The organism is Lactobacillus sp. UMNPBX12, assembly GCF_002553955.1.
GTDB classification, from domain to species: Bacteria; Bacillota; Bacilli; order Lactobacillales; family Lactobacillaceae; genus Lactobacillus; species Lactobacillus crispatus.
Genome location: NZ_PCYY01000022.1, coordinates 1 through 18,335, shown reverse-complemented (window position 1 = coordinate 18,335; position 18,335 = coordinate 1). Strand labels below are relative to the sequence as shown.

Here is an 18,335-nt window from a genome sequence, read left to right as displayed (position 1 = left end):
TCTCTAAAATAGAATTCCTAAAAAGTAAGTTATTAAGTAAGTCAGTGAACCAACTAGCAACGTTTTTACTCCTGTGATAAATGTCTCTGTCTTAACTTGCTTGCCAATTAAGATCTTGTTCTGCTTATAAACGAACGGTACAATTATTACTGTTAACCAAACCGTCTTAGGAGCAATTCCCAAGAACGGTAGGAGGAAGATTACCAAAAATGCTAAAACATTTTTGACACTAAAAGCAATCAAGCCACCTTTTTTACCAATAAAGTGAATAATTGTGGTGCGGTGATTATCTTCGTCCTCTTGGGCATCGCATAAGTTATTAGCTAGCATTAAATTAGAAATCCATAATTCATCAGCTAAAGCTAATAAGAAGATACGACCGATTGTGATCCAGTTCCAATCAAAAGCTTGAAAACTATTGATATAAACACTGAGCAGGACAATCATGAAGCCCATTGTGAAACCAGAGAACAATTCACCTAGTGGCAAGCTGGAAATAGGATGCGGACCAAATGAATATAAATAACCAACCATAAAACAGAACAAGCCCATCCACAATACAGGCAAGCCTACTTTAGCGACTAGATACAAACCTAATAAAATTGCAATAAGACTAAAGGAAATAATTAATCCCAGAACTAAATTAGGTGAAATATTTTCTCGCCCGATAATGTTAGTCTTCTCTTGGTAATTCTTGCTATCTGCGTGATAATAATCACAGTAGTTATCAAACATATCTACTACCATGTTAAATAGTAGCATTGCAATGAAGAAGACTAGGGCAAATCCCCAGTTAACCTGGTGATAATAATACACGCTGTAGCACATCCCTAAGAAAAAGGGAATGACACTAGCGGTTTTTGCTTTAATCTCAATTAATTCTAAAAATACACTTAATGACATCGATCCACATCCTTTCAAAGGATCACTATTCTGTTAACTCTATTATAAGGAAATCTATCATGAATAACTCTCAACCTTGGCAAAAATATCCACTTATTCGTAAACCGCTTGAAGAAGTTAATCAATTAATTCAGGCAACCATCCGCACTCCATATTCAGACTTGCAAGATGCACTCCTTGAAATGGCTAGTAACGGTGGTAAATATTTACGGCCTAGTTTACTAATTTTGTCAGCTCAAATTGCTAGCAAAAAAGAAACTGTATCAAAACAAATTATTCAACTTGCCTCATCAATCGAAATTTTGCATATGGCCTCATTAATTCATGATGATATCATTGACGATTCTGACGAGCGCCGCGGTAAAATTAGCATCCAAGCCCGTTTTGGCAAAGACACCGCAGTTTACGCTGGCGACTTGCTTTTTACGCACTTTTTTGACCTAATTTTGAACGCCATTTCCGAACAAGATTACATGATCAAAAATGCTCACACAATGCATCATTTACTGGCTGGCGAATTAGGTCAAATGGCTGAGCGTTTTAACCTAAGCCAAGATTTCAACGACTACTTAACTAATGTTAAAGGAAAGACAGCTGCACTTTTTCGTTTAGCTGCCGAAGAAGGAAGCCATTTTGGCAATGGGGATGAGCAAACTACTCAAGCCCTAGCCTCCTTTGGTGAAAACTTAGGCATTGCTTTTCAAATTGTTGACGACATTCTTGATTACACTGGCGGTAAGCACCTGAACAAGCCAACGCTAGAAGATTTGACTACCGGCGTCTACTCTCTACCTCTTCTGCTAGCTCTTAGCAAAAAGGAATTACGAGAGCAATTAGTACCGCTACTTGAAAAAAAGCGACAAATGAGCAAAAACGATATCGAACAAATCCAAAAGATTTTGCTAAACAGCTCTGTCATCGATGAAACTCACGCTCTAGCTGAACAATATACTAATCGGGCATTGGCTAACCTAGCCCAACTGCCGCAAACTAATGCGACCGTCTTGCTCAAAAAGATGACGCGTAAATTAGTCAATCGAACGCTTTAGTCTTTGCGTCCCAAATGAATCGCACCTGCACCGTAAGTTAACTTAGTAACCGCTACTCGAGTAAAACCATTTTGCTCAAGTAGCTTTTTTAATTGCTCAGCCGAGAGAAATTCTTTACTTGTTTTTGACAAATACTGGTAGTCCTTGATATTACCGTGTGTCAACTTAGCAAAATACGGAAAAATTTTAAAATAAGCTTGCCAGCCCAATTTAACTAATGCATTAGTGGGCTGAGACATTTCTAAAACAGCAAATTGTCCACCCGGCTTAAGTACGCGGTAGCTTTCCTGAATCGTCTTAACAGCGTCAGGGACATTACGCAGACCAAAACAAATAGTTACACAATCAAAGCTATTGGCCGCAAAAGGTAAATTCATTGCATCCCCTGCAATCAACTTTATCTTGGACTGCAGCTGCTTTTGACGAATCTTTTTTTGGGCAATCTTCAACATCTCCTGGTTAAAATCTAGACCAGTCACTAATTTAGCTTTTTTAGCCAAATCAATAGTTGAATCAGCGCTACCACAACACAAATCTAAGCAAATAGAATTTTTATTTAAATCTAACTGCCGTAAAAATTTCTTACGCCAACTCTTTTGAATCCCTAAACTAACAATATTATTCATCAAATCATACTTAGGCGCGACCCTAGTAAATAGGTCATGCACATCTTGTTCTGGCACTTTATTCGTTAGCATAATGAACCTCTATAATCCTAAATCAGCCTTTTTCAATTCACGATAACGCGGCTCTGTCTGCCATAATTTTTCCGGTGTACCCTGCATATTAATTTGTCCATCTTCAATAAAAATTACTTGATCCATCTGATCAATTCCTTGCAAGTGGTGTGTAATCCAAATTAAAGTTTTACCGGATAATTCCTTAATAAACATATTAATTACAGCTTGCTCCGTAATTGGATCCAAGCCAACTGTTGGCTCATCAAGTAAGACAATTGGCGTATTCTTCAGTAAGATTCGCGCTAAGGCTAAACGATGGCGTTCACCACCTGAAAAGCGTAAGCCTGCCTCATCTACCTTAGTATCAAGGCCATCCGTTAATTTTTGCACCATCTCGGCCAAACCTACTCGGCGCAAAACGTCCCATAGCTGCTCATCTGTGGCATCTTCATTACCTAGCCGCAAATTATTGGCAATCGTGGTATTGAACAAATATGGCGTTTGATTGATGATGCTAAAGTAATTGGACATTTGATCACCAAACTTGCTAGTATCAATTCCATTTAAAGTTACTCGGCCTTTAGTAGGTACTCGATCACCTCTAAACAAGGCAGCTAAAGTACTCTTACCCGCACCACTGCGGCCCAAGATAGCAATCTTTTCACCATCATGGATATTTAAGTTGATCCCATGCAAAACCTCTTTATTAGTTTGAGGGTAGGCATAATGCACATCAGTTAATACTAAATTAAACGGTGCGGTTAATTTGATTGGTTTATGCTTAGTCCGATCAGGAGCTGGCAAATTATTCAAACGCTTAAGCGAATCTTTGTAGATATTCGTCTCTTGAGCAGCAGTCGGCAAACTGGCAAAAGCCTCAACAGTCGGGAATAATGCCAAAGCAAATGCCGCAATCCAATTAGTATAATAAGTTGAACGCCCGCCAAATCTGGCAGCACCCCAAATTACTAGGCTCACAATTACCAACACCCAGAAGATTTGTAAAACAAAGTCGCGCCAGCGATCAAATTTTTTCATCTTCGCGTTGATTTGCAAAAATTTATCTTGATCATTGACGTGCAAGGCCAAGTATTCTTTGCTGCGGCCAGACAGAATCCAGTCATCTACTCCCATCACATTATCAGTCAAGTCAACGTAGAGCTTGTCTTGAACCGTTTTTTCATAGCTTTGCCGCGCACCATTGATTAAAACTGACCAAATAGGAATAGCGAAAATAATTAGGAAAAACAGGACCAACATCCAGATTCCCATCAGTGGTGAAATAATGCCTAAACCAATTACGATAATTGCATATAATCCCCAAGCTACAAACATTGGAAAGATCGTTCTTAGGTAAAAGTTTTGAATATGGCTGACATCATCAGACAAAAGTCCCAGAATATTTCCTAGCTGATACTTACTATTAAAAATAGTCGCATCGCGCTCCAATGAGTCATAAAGCTGTTGTCTAAATTTGGAGGTCATTTTGAGCACCCAATTGTGACTAACCAGCCGCTCAAAATAACGGACAGCTGGCCGCGTAATCCCAAATGCTCTAGTTAAGACAATTGGCACATAGATTAACAAAATATTTTCAGGTTTAGCTGCTGAACGGCTGATTAAATAGCCAGCACAGAACATCAAGCCCCCGCCACAGACGAAAGTTAAAATGCCCAGTGCAATCGCCAAAATCAACGTTTTACGATATTTTTCCAAATATGGGCGAACCCAACGATCATTTTTTAATGCTCTTAAAACCGGAATCTTATTGATCATTGTTTTCACCTCTCATTCCTGCCATTAACTTGCAGAAGTAGCCTTGATTCTTTTGCAATTGCTCATAACTTCCTTGCTCAACCAATTGACCGTGATCCATCACTAGAATATAATCCATTTCTTTTAACCAATGCAGTCTGTGAGTCGCAAAGAAGACCAGTTTATTTTGCATTAATGGCATCATCCGCTTCTTTAAGTCAATTTCTGTTTCGATATCTAAGTGAGCAGTCGGCTCATCGAAGATCATAATTTTTCGCTTAGGATCCAAAAATGCTCTCGCTAAGGCAATTCTTTGTGACTGACCTCCAGACAAGACACGCTTACCGCGGCCAATCACCGTATCAAGTCCGTTAGGCAAATCATTTAACAAGGCATCCAGACCCATGATATGAATCGCCTGCTTAATTTCATCATCACTTGCCTGCGGATTATAAAAAGCAATATTTTCACGCAAGCTCTTAGTAAAAACGTATGGCTCCTGCGGAATATAGGTCATTTGACGCTGCCAAGCAGGAATATTCATGGTCGTAGTTTCTTGCCCCTGTAGTTCAATTTGCGCTTGATCCGGAGTCAAAAAGCCGCTGAGCAGGTTAATTAAACTAGTTTTACCAGATCCGCTCATTCCGATAATGCCAATTTTCTTGAATCCTTGGACTTGTAATGAAACCGGTCCAATTTCGGTTTCCTTTTGATAAGTAAACTTCAAGTTCTTGATCTTCAATTGATCTTGAGCTGACCAAGTTTTTAAAGGTAAATCATTAGTTTTTTCCTCTGGCAGATTAATCAATTCGTTGATCCGCTTAAAGGCATTTTTACCATTCAAGGTTGCATGGAAATCCCCCGCAAAATCTCGAATTGGCAAAAAATAATCTGGCGCCAGAATCAGAATTCCTAAAGCAGGAAAAAGTGCAATTTTACCATTCATCAAGTCAAAACCAAGAAAAACAGCAATGATTGCAATAGACAAGGTAGTGAAAAAGTCTAAGGCAAAAGTTGAAAGCATTGCTACTTTTAGCACCGCCATCGTCTTTTTTCTAAAACCCTCACTCAAGTTAAAAATTGACTTGGAATATCTTTTACTCAGGCCTAAATACTTCAGCGTATCAATTCCCCTTAAAGAATCAATAAAGTTATTAGATAAAACCTGAAAGTTACCAAATTGTTTAATTGCTCGATCCTGTGCAGCATGACCTAGGATAATCATGAATAAGACAATTAAAGGATACATGACTAGCAGAATCACAGCTGATGTCCAGCTTAAAAACAGCATGCCGACAAAGATTAAAACTGGCACAATCATCATTGTTAAAACTTTGCTGTAGATTAACTTGATGTATTGCCTGACCTCATCAACACCATCTAGGGACATAGTAATCAAACTACCGGTTCCTTGTTTTTGTACTAAAGCCTGTCCATCACGAAAGACTTTATTTAAGAGCTGCTGTCTTAATTCTTCTGCAACCCGACCGGAATATTTTTCTAACATTGAATCTCTCAGTGTGCTGATCAATTGTCTGGCGATAAAGCAAGCTGCAAAAGTAATTAGTAGTAGCCAATCGAGAGGTTGACCTGCCCACAATTTGCTTAAGACTGACGCTAGTGCCAAGGCTTGTCCTACTATAAAAAAAGCTTGCAGAATCTCAAGCCCTGCAAGTTTTTTTAAGATTGAACCAGCGCCATCAATTTTAAATAGCTGTTTATCAATCATTATTTAACCTCTCCGATTCTTGGCATTGAAATCCGCTTGCGGAAAATCCAATATGCCCAGATGGTGTAAGCCAAGACACATGGTACCAAGATGCAAGTAGCAACAGTCATAACAATCAAAGTGTAGTTAGATGATGATGCACTATGAATAAGCAAATCATACTTGCTACTGATTGATGAAATCATTACTCTTGGGAATAAGCCACAGAAGATTAATGCAACCAATGAGATCAGAGTTAATCCACTGCAAGCTAAAGCCATTCCTTGCTTATTGATAAAGGTAGCTACATGTGCTGCCACAGAGAAGCCGACAATTAATACTAAACATATTAAAGTTGCAATTGGATGTACTCTCATGAAGTCGGTTTGGAAAATCAATAATAAAGCAAAGACCACTTCACCGACGTAGAGTACCCAGTATAAAGCTTGTGCATAGTTTTGTGCTCTATCTGAAATAACGCCCTTAGTTTTAATAGTAATATAGTTTAAGCCGTGTAAATAGCAAAGAAGTGTTAAAGCAATACCACCAACGATTGAGAACCAGTTAAAGTAGTCAAAGAAGCTAGCTGAAATATTGCCTTTAGCATCGATTGGCATCCCTTTAATCATTGAGATAAACATTACCCCAAAGAGAAAGGTGGCTATTACGCTACCGATCGCCATTGCATTATCCCAAATATTCTTTTGATATGGAGCACATTTTGCTCTAAATTCAAATGACACACCACGAATAATTAAGCCAACTAAGATCAATAATAAAATTAAATAGTAACCTGAGAATAAGGTTGCATACCAGTATGGGAATGATGCAAACATTGCACCACCAGCAGTAATCAACCAAACTTCATTACCATCCCAAACTGGTCCAATTGTGCTAACAATTTGATCTCTTTCAGATTCATTATGAGCTAATGTCTTCACAGCCATTCCTACCCCGAAGTCAAATCCATCGAGGAAGAAGAAGCCTGAGAACAATACTCCAATTAAAATGAACCAAAGTATTTGTAAAAATGACATTTTAGATGGCCCCCTTTGAGAACGGATCAACTACTTTGCTTGCTTCTTGAGCCTTATCATATTCATCTGGATCGTTGTGCAAGAAGCGAACAACCAATGCAATCATGATAATTGCCAAAACAGTAAACAAGCAGAAGTAAACAATATTTGAAGTCAAAAGTGAAGCCACTGAAACATTCGGTGAAACACTTTGATCAATAGTGAATAGACCATAAACTGTCCATGGTGCACGGCCTAGTTCAGTGATTAACCAACCAGCAGTATTGACCAGGAATGGTGAGAATGTAAGAAGTGCGAAGATCCATAATAGCCAACGATGGTTATAAAGGGTTTCTTTATTCTTACGAGTCATGATTAAACCAACAATTGCCATCAAGAATAATAATGCAGCAAAACCACACATTACTCTGAAGGACCAGAATAAAGTATTAACTGGTACATAGTAGTCCATCTTGCGACCATCAATATGTGTACCATACTTCTTTTCAAGTTCTTTGTTAATTTCTTCCATACCTTTTACAGAACCAGTAGTCTTGTGGTAAGAAAGAATACTTAACATGTCTGGAATATCAATTCCCTTAACTTCATGGGTCTTTGGATTAGCAATTGCAACTACCGTCCATGGAGCCTTTTCTCCAGTTGTCTTATAAACAGCTTCAGTTGCGGCGAACTTCATTGGTTGATCATGCAAAGTATATTGCATTTGCATATCACCCACAGCAATTTCACCAGCTGAGAAAATTAACATTAAGATTAAGCCTAAACGCATTGTCTTACGATAGATCTTCTTGTTAATGTCTGAAAGGTTACGTTTCTTCAATAGTTGGAAAGCAGCTAACCCAGTCAAAATTGTAGTACCAGTTAAAAGTGCACCAACAATTACGTGACCATATTCATACATTAATTGTGGATTCTTAAGAAGTGCTCCAAAGTCAGCCATTTCGGCACGACCGTTGCGTAAAGCAAAGCCGACGGGATGCTGCATGAAGGAGTTTGCTGTTAAAATCCATAATGCAGAAGTCATTGTCCCAAAGACGATCATCCATCCAAAGAATAAGTGTAATTTCTTCCCCACTTTATCCCAAGTAAACATCCACAAACCAATAAAGGTAGATTCAATAAAGAATGACAACAATGCTTCAAAAGCAAGTGGAGCACCAAAGATGTCCCCCATGAATCTAGAATAATCGGACCAATTCATACCAAATTGGAATTCTTGAATGATACCGGTTACAACACCAACGGCAAAACTCAATAAAAAGATATTAGCCCAAAACTTGGTCATCTTTTTATATTCAGGCTTGCCTGTATGAACATACATTGATTCCATAATTGCGACAACGAATATCGTACCAATTGAAAATGGCACGAAGAAAAAGTGAAAGATCGTCGTCATAGCAAATTGGAATCTTGCTAAACTAGTAATATCCATTTTTACGCCCCCATATTCTGACTTGCATTACTAGTCTCTATCATTAATAATAACAAATATTATTTTATCCAATTTAAGTTTACTGCTACTTAAATTTACTTGCAAGGAGGCAAGTAATGCGCTTTCAATAGTGTTATCTTATTTTTAAGTCACTTTCCATTTATAATTATAGCATTGTCAAATATAGATTTAATTATTCCAAAAAAAGAGTACTAAAAAAGGACCAAAATGGTCCTCTTTTTCTTCATTTTTCTACGATTTTATTATTTTTATCATAAAAATATTTTGATTTTTTTTAAATTTATTTATTAGTTATTTTATGTCTATTACACTTTTAGCTGATTGGTAAGGCTCTGTGTAGTTTTCATCTTTATATTCAACTCTTCCAAATTCGGGGAAATAAGACTCAAATATAATAAACTTGAAGCAAAGATTTCTGCAAATAGTGAATTAATAGCACCATAGCGCAATAACTTCTCATTTGATGGCAATGTAATTACTGTATCAGCCATATTCTTTAGTGGTGAATCTTGTATACGAGTCACTGCAACTATCTTGGCATTATTTTTTTGCGCCTGCTTTGCCATTAGCAATGGTTCTTGAGTTAATCCACTGTAGGAAAAAACGATTAGTATATCTTCTTTATTAATATTTGCTACTTGTTCTAAAGCAATATGTGAACTTTGAACGAAATTAACATTCTTTCCGCTACGAATTAATTTATAAAACAAATCTTGAGCAGCAAGACCAGATGCTCCTTCTCCTGCAACATATATCTGTTGTGCTGATCGCATTAAATCTACTGCAGCATCTAAAGATTTATGATCTATTGTTTTACCAATGTCTGCAATATTTTTTCCTAAGCTAAGTTGCAATTTATAAAGCACGCTTGTTGGTTCATCATTTGTATTGATAATCGTATCTACCATAGCATCTTGTTTATTAGGCATTTCTTGCGCACAAGCTATTTGAAAATCCTTAAAACCTTTAAAGCCCAAATTTCTGCAAAAGCGAACGACTGATGCACCACTTGTTTGGGTAATGGTACCTAATTCCTGTAAATTTTTATTTAGAAAAATTCTTGGTTCTTTAAAATAAACATCTGCAATTAACTTAGAAGTCTTATTCAAATTAGGATATACATCTGAAATCTTATTTGCCAAATTAAGCATAATATCACCTTTCTTCTATGTCAGCCTTCTAAAAATAATTTTCGTACTCGAATCAATAAAATCAAGCAACTTCACATACTCAGGTGAAATAAAACCAATCACATTACTACGTGCTTCAAAAGGTAAATTTGACTTAATCAGACTAACTTCACCACTATATCTTTGAGCTAATTTGTTTTGCATTGTAATAGTGCCCCTATGCCTATTTAAAGTATTACAAATTGGAATATCAGGTTTTCTAGGCAAACTTAAGCGAATCAGCTTTTCTGGCATGTCCTTTCTTACTTCAATCACTTGATCATACAGCTGTTGATATTGTGGCAATAGCGAACATTCTATGTTTAAAATATTATCTTTTTGATAATCTACAATATACTGAAGATTTTTGATTGACGCCTTGCTATCGCCAATAAACACATCATCCACATTTGCTTCATGAATTAATTCAACAGCTGCAACGTAAGGCGAAACTCCACGATGCTTTTCTACAGTTGGCAAGCCTTCATATAGTGGGAAACGTTTAAGTGCATCCCCAGGAACAAAAGCTTGAGTTCTTAAGCCATAGTCCTTTAACATCCAATTCTTACGTTTAAAATCTGTCCATCCCATACCTGTATCTGTATGCGGATAAAAATTATATGTTAAAGCTAATTTACCAAAATCAACCCCTGCATTTCTGGCACGATCTAAATAGTCCAGTGACACAACACTTGCATTTAATAAAATAAAGAAATTTCTTTGTAGCTTTTTGATTAAATCAAAGTCATCAAAACCATAATCTAATCTTAAGGCCTTGAATCCCTTATCTTTTAAGGCTTCAAAATCACCTCCTTTAATTCCTAGCTTTTCCAATGTAGCCGGAGAAACATCAGGAATTACTTCAAGTCCCAATTCATCGCACAATTCAAAAAATCCCGGTAATTTTTGATCCAGATCTGAATAATCTTCCTCTGGAATTTGAAGTGACGTAAAAATATATTTTGCTCCAGCTTGAGCTGCTTTTTTCAAATAATTTTCATCATAATCTTGAAAATATACAGATATTCCTAGCATAACATTTCCTTTCTTATAAAATAAAAGCCATTCATAGTGAATGACTTTTATTTTTAGAATCAATTATTTTCTTTCAAAACACTGCTTACATTATTTTCATGTTCTTTAAGTAATAACTCTGCCTTTTCCTTAGCTAAACCTGTTTTAGCCATTACAATTGCTAAACCAACATCTTTATCAGCATCCCTTAAAATTTTTGCTGCTTTTTCTAAGGAAACATTTGTAGTAGTTTGAATGATTCTTTCAGCACGTTCAACTAACTTTTCATTCGTTGGCAAAACATCAATCATCACATTTTGATATACCTTACCCTGGCGAATCATAATCCCTGTTGAAATCATATTCAAAATCATCTTTTGTGCAGTGCCAGCCTTCATTCTAGTAGAACCTGTAATTACTTCTGCACCAGTAACAGCTTCAATTGCAATATTTGCATGTTGACCTATCAAACTGTGTTTAACACAAGCAATCGCAATAGTAGCCGCACCAACTTTTTGAGCATAATCCAGCCCACCAATCACATAAGGAGTCCTACCACTAGCTGCTAAGCCTATCACTACATCTTTTTCTGATAAATCAAGCTTTTTAAGGTCTTCAGCTGCTAATTTAGGATCATCTTCTGCTCCTTCGACAGCCACATACATTGCACCTTTACCGCCAGCAATTAAACCTATTGCACGTTCTGGTTTAATTCCATAGGTTGGGACAAGCTCCGCCGCATCTAAAACACCTAATCTTCCACTAGTTCCTGCACCAATATAGATCAATCTGCCGCCTTGTTGGTAACGTGCGGAGCCAATATCAATCGCTTGAGCAATTTCTTCATCTTGAGTTCCTACTGCTTCTGCAACTTTTTTATCCTCTTCATTGATTGTCTTTACCATATCTAATGTAGACATAGAATCAATATGCATAGTATTTTTATTTCGTTGCTCAGTAGTCAAATTTTCAAGTGACATTTATATCATTTTCTTTCTAAAAATTATTTTGTCATTGCCTTAAAGACAACTTGACCTGCCTTAACTGGTGAATCTTCTACTTTTGATACCTGATCAATATGATCCATATTAGCAATAATAGTTAAAACCACTGGGTCTTTTCCTGCCTTTTTAATTGCAGCGATATCCATTGTACCTATTTTTTCACCAGCATTAACTAGATCACCTGGTTTAACGTCAATTTCAAATGGAGCACCCTTTAATTCAACTGTATCTAATCCTAAATGCATTAAAACATCTAAGTTCCCTTTACTAGTTTTCAATGTAATTGCATGTTTAGTATTCATTACTGTATCAATTTTACCGTCTACTGGCGCAACCACTGTACCATTTGAAGGATCAATAGCAAAACCATCACCTAGCATCTTTTGTGAAAAAACGTCATCCTTTACTTCTTCAATTTTTTCTAAGTCACCTGAAACAGGAGCTTCAAAAGAAATTTCAACCTTTTCACTAGGCATATTCAAATTATCAGCATGCTTTTCAGCAGCTCTTCTTTCGGAAACTTCAGGAGTAGGATTTTCAACTTTGCCTTTAATAGCATCTTTAGGAACACCCCAGAAATAAGTTGCAACAAATCCACCAGCATATGCGGATAAAAGCCCAATACAGTATGCCCACCACATATTGTTAGCAATTAATGGAATTAAAGCAACACCTGAAGGACCGATAGCAATTGAACCAACGTGACCAAATGCGGCAACAACGGCACCACCAATACCACCACCAACACAGGCAGTAATAAATGGTCTACCTAAAGGAAGAGTAACACCATAAATTAATGGTTCACCAACTCCCAAAATACCTACAGGTAACGCACCTTTAATCAATCTTACTAAATCCTTGTTTTTACGACATTTAGCCCAAAGGGCAATTGCAGCACCAACTTGACCAGCACCAGCCATTGCCAGAATAGGAAGTAATGGTGTATAACCCATTTTTTGAATCATTGATAAATGGATCGGTGTAAGGATTTGGTGTAATCCGAGCATAACCATTGGTAAGAAGAACAACCCAAGGATGAATCCAGCAACAGGACCACCAACATCGAGCACCCAATTAATACCACCTACTAATGAATTAGAAATCCAACCAGCAATCGGCATAATTGCAAATACTGTGAATAGTCCCATAATCAGGACAGTAAAGAACGGCGTAAATATAATATCCACGGAATCTGGAATATGTTTATGGAACCATTTTTCTACATAAGACAAAAGCCATACAGCAAGTAAAACACCAATAATACCACCTTGGCCTGCTGCTAGCGGCTTACCATCTAATACATTTGGAATAGTAACCGGTGCAGCAATCCCAGGAAGCAAAACGACACCGCCGATGATACCACCTAGAGCAGGAGTAGCTCCAAATTCTTTAGCAGTATTAATACCTACATAAATGTTCAAATATGCAAACAATGCACTAGCAATCATACTGAGAATAGTAACGCCTAAGTTCCAGCTACCAGGCAACATCTTAGCCGTCAACATATTTCGAAGGATACCAGCAACACCTGAAATTAAACCAGCACCAATAAATGCAGGAATAAGTGGAATGAAGATAGCGGAAATATGGCCTAAAGCTTTACGCCACCATGTTTGTTTCAACTGTGCCTTATGTTGAGCATGTACTTCTGCAGCTTTTGCTTGAACTTCAGACTTTTCGCTCTGGTAAGTGCTGGTTGGGAATTCTTCGTTTTCTTTCACTCCCACTTGGCTAACCATATCTTGTGCAACTTTAGCATTAACCCCAGAACCTAGAACAATTTCCAACGTGTCCGCATTTACTACGCCTAAAACTCCGTCAATATCTTTCAAGCCTTGAATATCTACTTTAGAGTTATCCCGGATCTTAATTCTTAGGCGTGTCATGCAATGATACATTGACTTAACATTATTAGGTCCACCGATATTTGCATAAATCTCGCGTCCTAATTCTGAATATTTATCAGCCATCGTCTTACCCTCCTTATAGAAAATAGTTGATTTATCAGCTTACATCTTTTTATGCGTAAGCCCTTACATGTCTTATGATATTACATTTGAAATAATAATTCAATATTAATCATAAAATATTATTTTTGGCTTTTTTATAAATTAAAAATTCATATTTTCTTTTAAAATTTATCAAATAATAAATTTTTTGGTAGCAAAAAAGCCACATGCTCTACTTTGCATGTGGCTCATTAACCTAATTTTTCTTCAATTTTCGATCTCGATACAGTTGATTCAACACAATTGAGACTACAATGACAATCATCGAAACAACGTAAACGGCTTTTAAACCGCCTAACAGGACCTGCCGCAGTTGCGGCACTACATTAGCAGCCAAACTTTTAGCGTTTTCTGCCGAAACAATTTTATTCATCATTTCCTGATTCAACCCAGGTCTCTTATTTAATCCATGAGCGATCATCGTATTAAATGCGATGCCATAGAGTGAAACCATCATTGTCTGTCCCAGATACTTCATCAGCGTATTAAACGAAGTGGCAACACCTATGTCATCCTTCGGAACCAAAACCTGCGATCTCACCTGTGAAGCTGTCGTAATCGCACCAAAGGCGGTCCCATTAAAGGCAGCAATAACACAGAAGACCCAGAATGATGTGTAAATCGGCACTAAAATCAAAACCAAATCGGCCACAACTAAAACCAATAACATATAATCATATGTCTTTTTAATCCCCCAGCGGCCGAGCATTCCACCAATCAAGAATGAACCCACAATCCACATTAATGAACTAGGCGTTACAGCAAAACCGGCTAGAGATGGATTAGTACCATTAATACCTTGCATCCAGGTAGGAATGTAAAATTCAAAGCCGATTACTACGCCAGAAATCAATAACGTAATCAGGTTAATTGCAAGGAACTCCTTATCTTTTAACATAGTGAGTGGCATTATTGGATCAACTGCGCGCTTTTCTGCTCTAAAGAACATAATTATACTAATTACCACTAAAACGGCTAGAGCGGCCATTATGGCGATATTAGTGTTTGAACCTAAATCTTGTAAGAAAAACATCAAAGCTAGCAATAAAATTACTAACCAAATGGTTCCCTGCAAATCTAACTTAGACTTAGAGCTATGTTTAGGCTCTTGCAAACAAAAAATTACTAGCAAAAAGGCAATTATTCCAATTGGCACATTGATGTAGAAAACCCAGTGCCATGATAGATGCTGAACTATAAAGCCACCTAATAGCGGTGCAATAACTGATGCTACTCCCCAAAAACCAGAGTTAAGACCTAACATTTTCGCTCTTTTTTGCAGAGCATATAAATCCGCAATAATGGTGATGGCAACTGGCTGAACCGCGCCAGAACCTAATCCCTGAATTACTCTGAATAAGATAAGCTCCACCATATTTTGTGCAAGTCCACACAGCGATGAGCCTATGACAAACAACGCAATTCCAAACAAAAAAACTGGCTTCCGCCCAATGCTATCCGCCAGTTTTCCATATAAAGGAGTTGAAACGGCCGTCATTAGCAAGAAAATTGATATAACCCAATTCATAATCTCGAGCCCATCTAGGTCAGAAACTATGGTTGGCATTGCAGTAGAAACAATTGTCCCTTCAATGGCAGTCATAAAAGTTGTCATAAAAATCGCAAGCGTGACTATAGGCACGTTTGTTTTTTTCATTCTTTTTTACTTCCTCTTTTTATTTATTGCTTATTTTTAATATAATCAAGCAAATCTTGTGTTTTATCAGTCTTTTCCCATGGCAAATCAACGTCTGTTCTACCAAAGTGACCGTATGCGGCCGTTTGTTCATAGATTGGACGACGAAGGTCAAGCATCTTAATGATACCGGCTGGACGAAGATCAAAAACATTGCGTACTGCTTCAGTTAACAAATCATCGTCAACCTTACCAGTACCCGCAGTATCAATCATAATTGAAACTGGGTGAGCTACACCAATTGCATAAGCCAATTGAACTTCACAGCGATAAGCAAGGCCGGCAGCCACAATATTTTTAGCGACATAACGAGCTGCATAACTAGCTGAACGGTCAACCTTTGTTGGATCCTTACCTGAAAATGCACCACCGCCGTGGCGAGCGTAACCACCATAGGTATCAACGATAATCTTACGACCAGTTAAACCAGAATCGCCCTTTGGACCTCCAATAACAAAACGCCCTGACGGATTAATCAAAAACTTAGTCTTTTCATCTAGGTACTTGGCCGGAATAACTTCCTTAATGACTAAATCAATCATTGCCCGATGGATTTCTTCATTAGAAACTTCTGCATCAGTTTGAGTAGAGATAACAACAGTATCCACTCTTAATGGCTTATTGTTTCCATCATATTCAACAGTGACTTGAGCCTTAGCATCCGGACGAAGCCAATCTAAAGTATGGTCTTTTCTCAAAGCAGCAACACGTCTCATTAAACGATGAGCAAGCGAAATTGGTAATGGCATGAGTTCAGGTGTCTCTTTAATCGCAAAGCCAAACATCAAACCTTGGTCACCAGCACCAATTTGATCCAATTCATCGTTATCAGACTTGTTTTCTCTAGTTTCAAGTGAGTGATCAACCCCACCAGCAATATCAGGTGATTGCTCATCGATGTCAACCATCACAGCACAGTTATTGCCATCAAAACCCAATTCTGGACGATCATAGCCGATCTTCAAAATAGTCTTCCGCACTACATCTTGAATATCAACATAAGCGTTGGTAGAAATTTCACCAAAGACAAAAACCATCCCAGTAGTTACGATCGTTTCACAAGCTACGTGTGAATTAGGATCCTTCTTTAACATCGCATCTAAAATTGCATCAGAAATCTGATCAGCAACTTTATCCGGATGTCCTTCAGAAACTGATTCTGAAGTAAACAAACGTCTTTCCATATTAGTCCCCCTATATAGACATTAGCTATTCGGTTACAAGGCATCTTCACTAATCATAGTGAATCCTCTCAGGACTTGAACCGATAAAATAATAATTTTGCTTGTTCGTTCTTTTTGCATAAAAAAAGACTACCGCGGCGGCGGTAGTCCCGAACAATGGAGGATACAGGGCTCGAACCTGTGACCTCCTGCTTGTAAGGCAGATGCTCTCCCAGCTGAGCTAATCCTCCATTAGTGACCCGTACGGGATTTGAACCCATGTTACGGCCGTGAAAGGGCCGTGTCTTAACCACTTGACCAACGGGTCATATCTCTTAATCAAGAGCACTTTATTATAATAACTAATCATGTTTTAAAAGTCAAGAACTTTTTTTATTTATTTTTATTAGTTATTACCACCGTGATCTCTCAATCACAACGTTTATTATATTACCTGATAGTCCCTAATTATGCAATAGTTATTTTAAAAAAATTTCAAATAATTTTTGATAATTCGCTTTCATCCAGTAATAATAACTAATTCCATTAGGCATTGTTTCCCTTACATCGAGAACTGGAATATTATGTTGCTCTGCTAGTTTAACCATGCCACTAACTGTACTACTTGATGCTTGAATATTATTAACAAAGAAAGCAATTTTTTTAGCTTTAATTTTGACTTGCATTTCATGAATAACTTGCGCACTCGGATCCGTTTCATTTTCTACAGCTTCTTCAAATGCCTGATTGCCAATCTTAAAATGACACCGTTCTAGTGCATAATCAAACACGGGCTCACTAACATAAACCGGTTTATCCTCACGCCCATTAATTTTAGCAGCAATTTTCTTTATACTATCAATCTTTTGCAAATAGCTTGCAGCATTAGACTTAAAATATGCTGCATGTTTTGGATCAATTTCACTTGCTGTTTTAACTAGATAATCAACATACTTTTTAGGCATGTTTAAGCTATACCAAATATGAGGATTATCCCCCTGTTTTAATCCCATCAATTGATTACCAACTTTAACCACATGAATATCATTAGCATTGGCTAAATTAGTCATCCAGTCATCATATCCTAGACCGTTGGCAATAACAATATTAGCATTAGCTACTTCTTTGGCAGAGCCAGTCGTAGGCTCAAAATCATGTGGATCTGTATCGCCGTTTTTTATAATAGCTTGTACATGACCATGTTTACCAACTATATTTTTAGCAATATCTGCATAAATATTAGTAGAAGTTACAATATTAACTCTATGCTTAGCAGTATTCTCTTCTCCCTTTGTCGAACAAGCGGAAAATGTTATAGCTAATAGAGATATTAAAAATAGAAATGGAATTAGTTTTCGTAGCTTCACGATATTTCCTCCCTTTCTCCATTATATATGAAAAATTAGGTAGAAAAAAAGGAACTATGTTAACATAGTTCCAATTCATATATATTTACGGAATGTGAGGGATTTGAACCCTCGATACAGGTATAAGCCCGTATACATGATTTCCAATCATGCTCCTTAAGCCGCTCGGACAACATTCCATACAAAGTACTCCGGCTGTCAGACTCGAACTGACGACATCTTGATTAACAGTCAAGCGCTCTACCAACTGAGCTAAGCCGGAATATTAAAAAAGAGCACGGCAGCTTCCTTTCCTCGCAGGCAGTTGCCCACCAACTACTTTCGGCGT

General features: G+C 37.4%; 14 protein-coding genes, 4 tRNA genes and 1 riboswitch. Of the genes, 1 reads left to right on the top strand and 17 read right to left on the bottom strand.

Annotated elements, in window-relative coordinates; translation table 11 throughout:
* Positions 1–3: 3 nt before the first annotated feature.
* Complete coding sequence (locus tag CP363_RS08470; protein ID WP_089146868.1) at positions 4–903, bottom strand: prenyltransferase; 900 nt, start codon at positions 901–903, stop codon at positions 4–6.
* 59 nt (positions 904–962) lie between these two features.
* Between CP363_RS08470 and CP363_RS08465 the strand changes: the two genes are divergently transcribed.
* Positions 963–1,952: a polyprenyl synthetase family protein gene (locus CP363_RS08465; protein WP_089143091.1), complete on the top strand. Its 990-nt coding sequence runs from the start codon at positions 963–965 to the stop codon at positions 1,950–1,952.
* On the opposite strand, the gene ubiE is transcribed toward CP363_RS08465, so the two are convergent.
* The 16 genes from ubiE to CP363_RS08385 all read right to left on the bottom strand — a co-directional run bounded on the left by ubiE (position 1,949) and on the right by CP363_RS08385 (position 18,269).
* Positions 1,949–2,650: a bifunctional demethylmenaquinone methyltransferase/2-methoxy-6-polyprenyl-1,4-benzoquinol methylase UbiE gene (ubiE, locus tag CP363_RS08460; protein WP_089143090.1), complete on the bottom strand. Its 702-nt coding sequence runs from the start codon at positions 2,648–2,650 to the stop codon at positions 1,949–1,951. The two genes, CP363_RS08465 and ubiE, sit on opposite strands and share 4 nt — an antisense overlap.
* A 9-nt stretch (positions 2,651–2,659) precedes the next feature.
* The gene (gene cydC, locus CP363_RS08455; RefSeq protein WP_098036132.1) at positions 2,660–4,408 is read right to left on the bottom strand and encodes a thiol reductant ABC exporter subunit CydC; all 1,749 of its coding nucleotides are present in this window, start codon (positions 4,406–4,408) and stop codon (positions 2,660–2,662) included.
* Positions 4,398–6,116 (bottom strand): thiol reductant ABC exporter subunit CydD, encoded by a 1,719-nt coding sequence (gene cydD / locus CP363_RS08450; RefSeq protein WP_089146870.1) that lies wholly within the window; start codon positions 6,114–6,116, stop codon positions 4,398–4,400. The genes cydC and cydD overlap by 11 nt, the downstream gene beginning before the upstream one ends.
* Entirely contained in the window at positions 6,116–7,132 is a 1,017-nt protein-coding gene (cydB, locus tag CP363_RS08445; protein ID WP_068813399.1) for a cytochrome d ubiquinol oxidase subunit II, read from the bottom strand. The genes cydD and cydB overlap by 1 nt, the downstream gene beginning before the upstream one ends.
* Before the next feature lies 1 nt (position 7,133).
* A complete protein-coding gene (locus tag CP363_RS08440; RefSeq protein ID WP_035443699.1) occupies positions 7,134–8,564 on the bottom strand; it encodes a cytochrome ubiquinol oxidase subunit I in 1,431 nt (476 codons plus the stop codon).
* A 326-nt stretch (positions 8,565–8,890) separates the two neighbouring features.
* Complete coding sequence (locus tag CP363_RS08435) at positions 8,891–9,736, bottom strand: MurR/RpiR family transcriptional regulator (RefSeq protein WP_065989732.1); 846 nt, start codon at positions 9,734–9,736, stop codon at positions 8,891–8,893.
* A 15-nt stretch (positions 9,737–9,751) separates the two neighbouring features.
* A complete protein-coding gene (locus CP363_RS08430) occupies positions 9,752–10,789 on the bottom strand; it encodes a MupG family TIM beta-alpha barrel fold protein (RefSeq protein ID WP_098036137.1) in 1,038 nt (345 codons plus the stop codon).
* A gap of 59 nt (positions 10,790–10,848) precedes the next feature.
* Positions 10,849–11,748 carry an N-acetylmuramic acid 6-phosphate etherase gene (murQ, locus tag CP363_RS08425; RefSeq protein WP_013086789.1) on the bottom strand — a complete coding sequence of 300 codons (900 nt, stop codon included), beginning with the start codon at positions 11,746–11,748 and terminating at the stop codon, positions 10,849–10,851.
* A 23-nt stretch (positions 11,749–11,771) separates the two neighbouring features.
* Entirely contained in the window at positions 11,772–13,742 is a 1,971-nt protein-coding gene (locus tag CP363_RS08420; RefSeq protein WP_013086790.1) for a glucose PTS transporter subunit IIA, read from the bottom strand.
* Between the two features lie 235 nt (positions 13,743–13,977).
* Positions 13,978–15,438, bottom strand: a complete 1,461-nt coding sequence (locus tag CP363_RS08415; RefSeq protein ID WP_098036131.1) for an MDR family MFS transporter — start codon at positions 15,436–15,438, stop codon at positions 13,978–13,980.
* 23 nt (positions 15,439–15,461) lie between these two features.
* Positions 15,462–16,661 (bottom strand): methionine adenosyltransferase, encoded by a 1,200-nt coding sequence (metK, locus tag CP363_RS08410; RefSeq protein ID WP_005723543.1) that lies wholly within the window; start codon positions 16,659–16,661, stop codon positions 15,462–15,464.
* Positions 16,659–16,747, bottom strand: a riboswitch (SMK box riboswitch). Its footprint overlaps the gene before it by 3 nt.
* 71 nt (positions 16,748–16,818) lie before the next feature.
* A tRNA-Val gene (locus tag CP363_RS08405) sits at positions 16,819–16,891 on the bottom strand.
* A 5-nt stretch (positions 16,892–16,896) separates the two neighbouring features.
* Positions 16,897–16,968, bottom strand: a tRNA-Glu gene (locus CP363_RS08400).
* Positions 16,969–17,119: 151 nt separating this feature from the next.
* Positions 17,120–18,007 carry a metal ABC transporter solute-binding protein, Zn/Mn family gene (locus CP363_RS08395; protein ID WP_098036130.1) on the bottom strand — a complete coding sequence of 296 codons (888 nt, stop codon included), beginning with the start codon at positions 18,005–18,007 and terminating at the stop codon, positions 17,120–17,122.
* An 88-nt stretch (positions 18,008–18,095) separates the two neighbouring features.
* Positions 18,096–18,186, bottom strand: a tRNA-Ser gene (locus CP363_RS08390).
* Positions 18,187–18,196: 10 nt separating this feature from the next.
* A tRNA-Asn gene (locus CP363_RS08385) sits at positions 18,197–18,269 on the bottom strand.
* Positions 18,270–18,335 lie beyond the last annotated feature (66 nt).

Bases quoted from the DNA above. Each gene is read 5' to 3' on its own strand.
- CP363_RS08470 (WP_089146868.1), bottom strand. From the start codon at position 903: ATGTCATTAAGTGTATTTTTAGAATTAATTGAGATTAAAGCAAAAACC.
- CP363_RS08465 (WP_089143091.1), top strand. From the start codon at position 963: ATGAATAACTCTCAACCTTGGCAAAAATATCCACTTATTCGTAAACCG.
- ubiE (WP_089143090.1), bottom strand. From the start codon at position 2,650: ATGCTAACGAATAAAGTGCCAGAACAAGATGTGCATGACCTATTTACT.
- cydC (WP_098036132.1), bottom strand. From the start codon at position 4,408: ATGATCAATAAGATTCCGGTTTTAAGAGCATTAAAAAATGATCGTTGG.
- cydD (WP_089146870.1), bottom strand. From the start codon at position 6,116: ATGATTGATAAACAGCTATTTAAAATTGATGGCGCTGGTTCAATCTTA.
- cydB (WP_068813399.1), bottom strand. From the start codon at position 7,132: ATGTCATTTTTACAAATACTTTGGTTCATTTTAATTGGAGTATTGTTC.
- CP363_RS08440 (WP_035443699.1), bottom strand. From the start codon at position 8,564: ATGGATATTACTAGTTTAGCAAGATTCCAATTTGCTATGACGACGATC.
- CP363_RS08435 (WP_065989732.1), bottom strand. From the start codon at position 9,736: ATGCTTAATTTGGCAAATAAGATTTCAGATGTATATCCTAATTTGAAT.
- CP363_RS08430 (WP_098036137.1), bottom strand. From the start codon at position 10,789: ATGCTAGGAATATCTGTATATTTTCAAGATTATGATGAAAATTATTTG.
- murQ (WP_013086789.1), bottom strand. From the start codon at position 11,748: ATGTCACTTGAAAATTTGACTACTGAGCAACGAAATAAAAATACTATG.
- CP363_RS08420 (WP_013086790.1), bottom strand. From the start codon at position 13,742: ATGGCTGATAAATATTCAGAATTAGGACGCGAGATTTATGCAAATATC.
- CP363_RS08415 (WP_098036131.1), bottom strand. From the start codon at position 15,438: ATGAAAAAAACAAACGTGCCTATAGTCACGCTTGCGATTTTTATGACA.
- metK (WP_005723543.1), bottom strand. From the start codon at position 16,661: ATGGAAAGACGTTTGTTTACTTCAGAATCAGTTTCTGAAGGACATCCG.